Genomic DNA, 6,042 nt, shown 5'->3' with positions numbered 1-6,042 from the left:
GCGGCGCTCGATTTCACTGCCACCACAACCCTTAAGGCAAACCCTACTTGGCCTGGTAAATGATCCCCGGACTGCACTGCACCATCTGGTAATGGTCCGGCAACCCGTTCAGGGCTTCCGAGGCGCCGAGGAACAGGTAGCCACCCGGTTTCAGGGTGCTGTGAATGCGCAGCAGGATGTCCTTCTTCACCTGGGCCGAGAAGTAGATCAGCACGTTACGACAGAACACGATGTCGAACTTGCCCAGGCTGGCATAGCTGTCGAGCAGGTTGAACGAGCGGAACTCGACGCGACTGCGAATGGCCGGTTTCACCGCCCAGCGTCCTGGCCCCTTGGGGTCGAAGTAGCGCTGCAGGCGCTCCTGCGACAGGCCGCGGGCAATGGCCAGGCTGTCGTACTCACCGGTCTTGCAGTTGGTGAGCATGGTGCCTGACAGGTCGGTGGCCACAATCTGCACCCCCATCTTCAGCTGGCCCAGGTTGCTGCGCTCGAACTCGTCGATGGCCATCGAGATGGAATATGGCTCCTGCCCCGACGAACAGGCCGCCGACCACATGCGCAGGCGCTGGCCTGGGTTGTTGCGGATGAACTCGGGAATCACCTTGTTCTTCAGCACTTCGAACGGGTAGGTATCGCGAAACCACAGGGTCTCGTTGGTGGTCATGGCATCCACCACCTGCTCGCGCAAACCGCCGCGCGGCTGGGCCTGGATACGCTGTACCAGCTCGCCCAGGCTCTTGATGCCCTGTTGTTCCATCAGCTTGTTGAGACGGCTGGAAACCAGGTACTGCTTATTCTCGCCCAGCAGGATGCCACAGGCTTTCTCCAGGAATACCCGGAACTGTTCGAAATCCAAATTACCCGTAGACACTACTGCCGCCTCTTTTCAATCACTGGTGCCGGGGGCCTGCCCCCGGCTGCTTCAATGCGCTGCCTTGATCCGGTCGACCACCCGCTGGGCCAGGTCGTCCGGCTTGAACTTGGCCAGGAAGTCATCGGCGCCGACCTTCTTGACCATTGCCTGGTTGAACACCCCGGAGAGCGAAGTATGCAGGCAGATGTGCAATTTTTGCATGCGCGGGTCGCTGCGGATCTCCGCCGTTAGCGTATAGCCGTCCATTTCCGGCATTTCAATGTCGGAGATCATCATCAGGAACTCTTCTTCAGGCTTTTTGCCCTCATCCACCAACTGACGCAGGTAGTTCAGAGCCTGACGGCCATCGTTGAGCGCAACCACCTCGACCCCTACGGTCTGCAGGCAGCGGCTGACCTGCTTGCGCGCCACCGACGAATCGTCGACGGTCAGCACCCGCATCAGCACGGCCTTGTCCTGCACTTCGGCGTCGATCACCCCGGCCGATACCGATTCCGACGATGGCGACACTTCGGCCAGCACCTTCTCCACATCGATGATCTCGACCATCCGGTTGTCCACCCGGGTAACCGCCGTCAGGTAGTGGTCACGGCCAGTACCCTTGGGTGGCGGATGGATCTCTTCCCAGTTCATGTTGACGATGCGCTCCACCGAGTGCACCAGGAAGCCCTGGGTCTTGGTGTTGTACTCGGTGATGATCACGAAGCTGTTGCGCGTGTCTTCCTGCAGCGGCCGCAACCCGGTGGCCATCGACAGGTCGAGAATCGGGATGGTCGCCCCGCGAATGTTGGCAACGCCACGCACCACCGGGTGCGCCTTGGGCAGCAGGGTCAGCGCAGGGCACTGCAGCACTTCCCTGACCTTGAACACGTTGATGCCGTAAAGCTGCTCGCCATTGAGGCGAAACAGCAGCAATTCCAGGCGATTCTGCCCCACCAGCTGCGTGCGCTGGTTGACCGAATCCATAACACCCGCCATGCCAGACTCCTTAATCTTTCAGCCTTTCGTTGCAACTCAGGTAGCGAGTCGGCACGGGCTTTGCTTTTTTGAGCGTCATGCACACGAAAACGACATTTTTCCGACGATTGACGCGCCTGCTGACCGGCTTGCTGGCCACGCTGTGCCTGCTGGCGCCCGGCGTTCGTACGTTAGCGGACGCGTTCACCTTGCCTGAACAACTTATCGGTGTCACCCAAGGGTTTCTTGAATTCACCGTAGAAGATTACCTGGCCACCACCCAGACCGCAGGCCGTTACGAAATCCAGGTCAACCCGCTGGACCCGCGCCTGCGCATGCCGCTGTGCAGCCAGCCACTGGACGCCTCGCTGGAAAGCCCCGCGCAGCCACTGGGACGGGTGACGGTGCGGGTTCGCTGCGACAGCGCAGCCCCGTGGACCGTGTTTGTGCCGGCCACCGTGCGGCTGTTCCGCGACGTGGTTGTGGTAACCCGCCCGCTCAAGCGTGACAACACGGTTGGCGAGGGCGACGTGGCCCTGCGCGAGCGCGATGTCGGCACCCTTGGCCAGGGCTTTCTGACCGAGCTGGACCAGGCAGTCGGCATGAAGATGCTGCGCCCCACGGTGATCGACCAGGTGCTCACCCCGCAACACCTGGAACAGGCCGAGGTGGTCCGCAAGGGTGACCAGGTGGTGATCATTGCCCGCAGCGGCAGCCTGAGCGTGCGCATGCCGGGCGAGGCCCTGAGCAAGGGCGGGCTGAGCGAGCAGATCCGGGTACGCAACCTCAATTCCAAACGGGTGGTCAAGGCCAGGGTGACCGGCCCCGGCCAAGTCGAGGTCAGTATGTAGGCCGGCCACCAGATTAGGCTGGCAGTGAGGAACCGCTTTTCCTAAACTGTGTCAGAACACGGGTTCGCGAGCTTGCTGACAGGCGGCGATGCATTTGTGCCTAAAGTTTCTATCGGGTTGGCCGAAAACAAGGCAAGCGTCCAAATACCCAGAGGTTTCTGATCATGGTCATCGACTTCAGTCGTTTGAATAACTCTCCGTCCGTCACGGGCGGCGTGCGCGGCAACACCGCGTCCGGCAGCGCCGAAAAGCCGGCAGCCAGCCAGGAAGCAGCCAGCGCCACCAGCACCAGCGGAGAAGCGGTACACCTCAGCCAAGAGGCACAGCAGTTGCAGAAGATCAGCGACAAGCTGCGCGACGAGCCGGTGGTCAACAGTGCCCGCGTGGCCCAGTTGAAACAGGCGATCGCCGACGGCAGCTACCAGGTCGATGCCGGCCGGGTCGCCAGCAAACTGCTCGATTTCGAAGCCCAGCGCTGACCGTACGGCGCGCTGACTTCACGGACGCTAGAAAAGCCAAGAGTTAGCCATGCACGACACCACCTTGCTGCAACTGATCGAAGACGACATTGCCCCGATGCAGGAACTGCTCGACCTCCTGCAAAAGGAGTCTGTAGCCCTGCATGGCCGCGATATGGCCCCGCTGGAAAGTATCCTGGCCCGCAAGCAGTCATTGATCGTGTTACTCGAGCAGCAAGGCCTGCGACGCAACAACCTGCTTACCAGCCTTGGCCTGAGCGCAGATCGCGCCGGTGTGGAGGCTGTGGCGGCACAATCGCCCAACGGTGAATTGATCCTGCAACAACTCGACGTGATCAGCCAGTTGATGCAAGCCTGCCAACAGCTTAACGAGACCAATGGCCGGATCATCCAGGTGCAGCAACACGTCACCAGCAACCAGATCCGCATCCTCATGGGCGGCGATTCGCCGTCGCTGTACGACAGCCGCGGCAGCACCTCGCCGCTGGCCAAGCCACGGGCCCTCAGCCAAGTGTGATTTTTCTATCAAGGCACAGAACATACTGGCAAAATGCCGTTACTTGCGTGTGTCGCTTTTGCCTGGAGAACGATAAGCCGTGTTCAATGAATCCGATGCCCCGCAACCGCCAAAGGTGCTGAGCACCCCCTTGGAGATTGCGGCCAACTTGCGGCAGCTGCAGGAAAGCCACGACCCCCTCATCATCACCTTCCACGACCGTAGCCAGCGCTTCCAGAGCTATGTGGTGCACGTGGACCGTGAAAGCAACACCCTGGCCCTGGACGAAATGATCCCCCGCGACGGCGAGAAGTTCATCGAGAACGGCGAGCACTTCCGCATCGAAGGTTTCCACGATGGCGTGCGCATCGCCTGGGAATGCAACCACGCGCTGAAGATTACCGAAGTCGACGGCCACCGCTGCTACAGCGGCCCCCTGCCAGAAGAGATGACCTACCACCAGCGCCGCAATGCCTTCCGCGCCGCGCTGAAGTTGTCGCAGCTGGTCGATATCATCCTCGACGGTGCCCACCTGAAGGGCAACGGCGCCCTGCGCGGCAAACTGCTGGATATCTCGGCTACCGGCTGCAAACTGCGCTTCGACGGCAATGTCGAAGACCGCCTGCAACTGGGCCAGGTGTACGAGCGTTTCAAGGCGGGTAACCCGCTGGGCCTGGTGGACACCATGGTCGAACTGCGCCACCTGCACTATGAAGAGCGCATCAACACCACCTTTGCCGGCGTACGCTTCCATAACCTGAGCGGGCAGGCACAGCGCAAGATCGAGAGTTTTGTGTACCAGCTGCAGCGTGAGGCGCGGCGGTTCGACAAAGACGACTATTGATCGTCGGCTGAATGAAAAAACGCCACCTATTGAGGTGGCGTTTTCATTTGTGTTCTTCCTGTGCCGGCCTCTTCGCGGGTAAACCCGCGAAGAGGCCGGTACAGGCTTACACCGACTTGCTGACTTCTTCCGGCTCAGCGGGCTGTGGCTCAGCCCCCTTCCCTTCATCCTCGGTATCCTCAGCCGCCACCGGTGCCTGCATCACCTCCTGCACGGTCTGCTCATCCACCCGTGGGTCCAGCGCCGCCGACAATGGCGAACCCGCCGCCGGCATCGCCACGTGGCCCAGCGGCGCATCCTGCACCTGATGCAGCCCGGTAACCGCTTTCGGCCGAATGCGCCACACCAGCACCAAGGCGAAGAACACAAAAAACGCATACAGCATCTGCGCACCAAGCACTTTCATCAGCACGCCCGCCGCCAGTGGCCCGATGCACGCACCCACACCGTAGGTCACCAGCAGCATGGCGGTCAGCGACACCCGCCGCTCGCTTTCCACATGGTCGTTGGAAAACGCCACCGCCAGCGGGTACAGACAGAACTGCAGCAACGAAATCAAAAAGCCGATACCGAACAGCAACTCAAGCGGCACACTGGGCAGTATTGCCAAGGGCGCAGCGGCCAACGCCAGGCCAATTGCCACGCTCCGGATCAGCACCGCCCGGTCGTAACGGTCAGACAACCAGCCCAGTGGCCACTGCACCAGCAGGCCAGCAAAAATACAGCTACCCATGAACAGACCGATCTGCTCGGTCGTCATCCCCTGGCTGGAGGCATACAAGGGCGCCAGGCCGTAGAACGAGCCGACGATCAATCCCGAACCCAACACCGTACTGAGCGATTGCGGCACACGCTTGATGAAAAACTTCGGCTCCATCGGCGCCGGGCGCAAGGGCGCCGGGTGAATGCGCCGGGTCATCGCCACCGGCACCAGGCACAGGGCAAAGCACATGGCCACCAGCATCAGCAGCTCCGGGCCAAGCGCGGGGTGCACCACCAGGATCAGCTGGCCAAGCACCAGCCCCAGGTACGAGGCAATCATGTAGCCGCTGAACACCGCACCACGGTGCTTCACGTCAGCCTGCTCGTTGAGCCAGCTCTCGATGACCATGTATTGGCACATCATGCCCAGGCCCACGATCATGCGCAGCCCGACCCAGGCCGGCAGCCAGCTGGTCAGGCCATGGCCTAGCACTGCCGCACCGACGATGCCGGCGCAGGTGGCATAGGCGCGTATGTGCCCTACCCGGCCGATCAGCCGGTGGCCGACCTTGCCGCCCACCGCCAGGCCAAAATAGTTGGCCGCCATCAACGCCCCCACCCACAGGCTGTCGACGTGATCGGCCGCCAGGCGCAAGGCCAGGTAGGTACTGAGCAGGCCCGAACCGATCAACATCATCAGCGCGGCGAAATACAACGACTGAAACGGCTTCCATACATTTCGCATACGTCCCGCAATGCTCCCTGGTCAGGTGGCGGTAGGTGCTAGCAGCATAAGGGCAAACGACGATCCGTGCAGGCCCCCGACTGCAAAATGGTGC

Annotated in this window: 7 protein-coding genes; 4 read left to right on the top strand and 3 right to left on the bottom strand. The window is 61.5% G+C overall.

Annotation, left to right across the window (positions count from 1 at the left end; translation table 11 throughout):
• Positions 1 to 43: 43 nt before the first annotated feature.
• Together cheR and APH36_RS24010 are read right to left on the bottom strand one after the other, a co-directional pair.
• Positions 44 to 871, bottom strand: coding sequence for a protein-glutamate O-methyltransferase CheR (gene cheR / locus APH36_RS24015; RefSeq protein ID WP_060500730.1), 828 nt, complete (start codon positions 869 to 871; stop codon positions 44 to 46).
• A 51-nt stretch (positions 872 to 922) separates the two neighbouring features.
• Positions 923 to 1,852: a chemotaxis protein CheV gene (locus tag APH36_RS24010; RefSeq protein WP_010955104.1), complete on the bottom strand. Its 930-nt coding sequence runs from the start codon at positions 1,850 to 1,852 to the stop codon at positions 923 to 925.
• A gap of 77 nt (positions 1,853 to 1,929) precedes the next feature.
• Between APH36_RS24010 and flgA the strand changes: the two genes are divergently transcribed.
• From flgA to APH36_RS23990, 4 genes are all read left to right on the top strand, one after another.
• Positions 1,930 to 2,682 carry a flagellar basal body P-ring formation chaperone FlgA gene (flgA, locus tag APH36_RS24005; protein ID WP_016711822.1) on the top strand — a complete coding sequence of 251 codons (753 nt, stop codon included), beginning with the start codon at positions 1,930 to 1,932 and terminating at the stop codon, positions 2,680 to 2,682.
• A 164-nt stretch (positions 2,683 to 2,846) separates the two neighbouring features.
• Positions 2,847 to 3,161, top strand: a complete 315-nt coding sequence (flgM, locus tag APH36_RS24000; protein WP_012273535.1) for a flagellar biosynthesis anti-sigma factor FlgM — start codon at positions 2,847 to 2,849, stop codon at positions 3,159 to 3,161.
• Between the two features lie 49 nt (positions 3,162 to 3,210).
• Positions 3,211 to 3,678 carry a flagella synthesis protein FlgN gene (locus APH36_RS23995; RefSeq protein WP_060500728.1) on the top strand — a complete coding sequence of 156 codons (468 nt, stop codon included), beginning with the start codon at positions 3,211 to 3,213 and terminating at the stop codon, positions 3,676 to 3,678.
• 79 nt (positions 3,679 to 3,757) lie between these two features.
• Complete coding sequence (locus APH36_RS23990; RefSeq protein ID WP_060500726.1) at positions 3,758 to 4,501, top strand: flagellar brake protein; 744 nt, start codon at positions 3,758 to 3,760, stop codon at positions 4,499 to 4,501.
• Between the two features lie 106 nt (positions 4,502 to 4,607).
• On the opposite strand, the gene APH36_RS23985 is transcribed toward APH36_RS23990, so the two are convergent.
• Positions 4,608 to 5,948: an MFS transporter gene (locus APH36_RS23985; RefSeq protein WP_060500724.1), complete on the bottom strand. Its 1,341-nt coding sequence runs from the start codon at positions 5,946 to 5,948 to the stop codon at positions 4,608 to 4,610.
• Positions 5,949 to 6,042: the final 94 nt, after the last annotated feature.

It is taken from the genome of Pseudomonas sp. NBRC 111133 (genome assembly GCF_001320605.1).
Lineage (GTDB): Bacteria > Pseudomonadota > Gammaproteobacteria > Pseudomonadales > Pseudomonadaceae > Aquipseudomonas > Aquipseudomonas monteilii.
The sequence above is the reverse complement of the archived record's forward strand: the minus strand, read 5'-3'. Positions and strand labels throughout refer to the sequence as shown.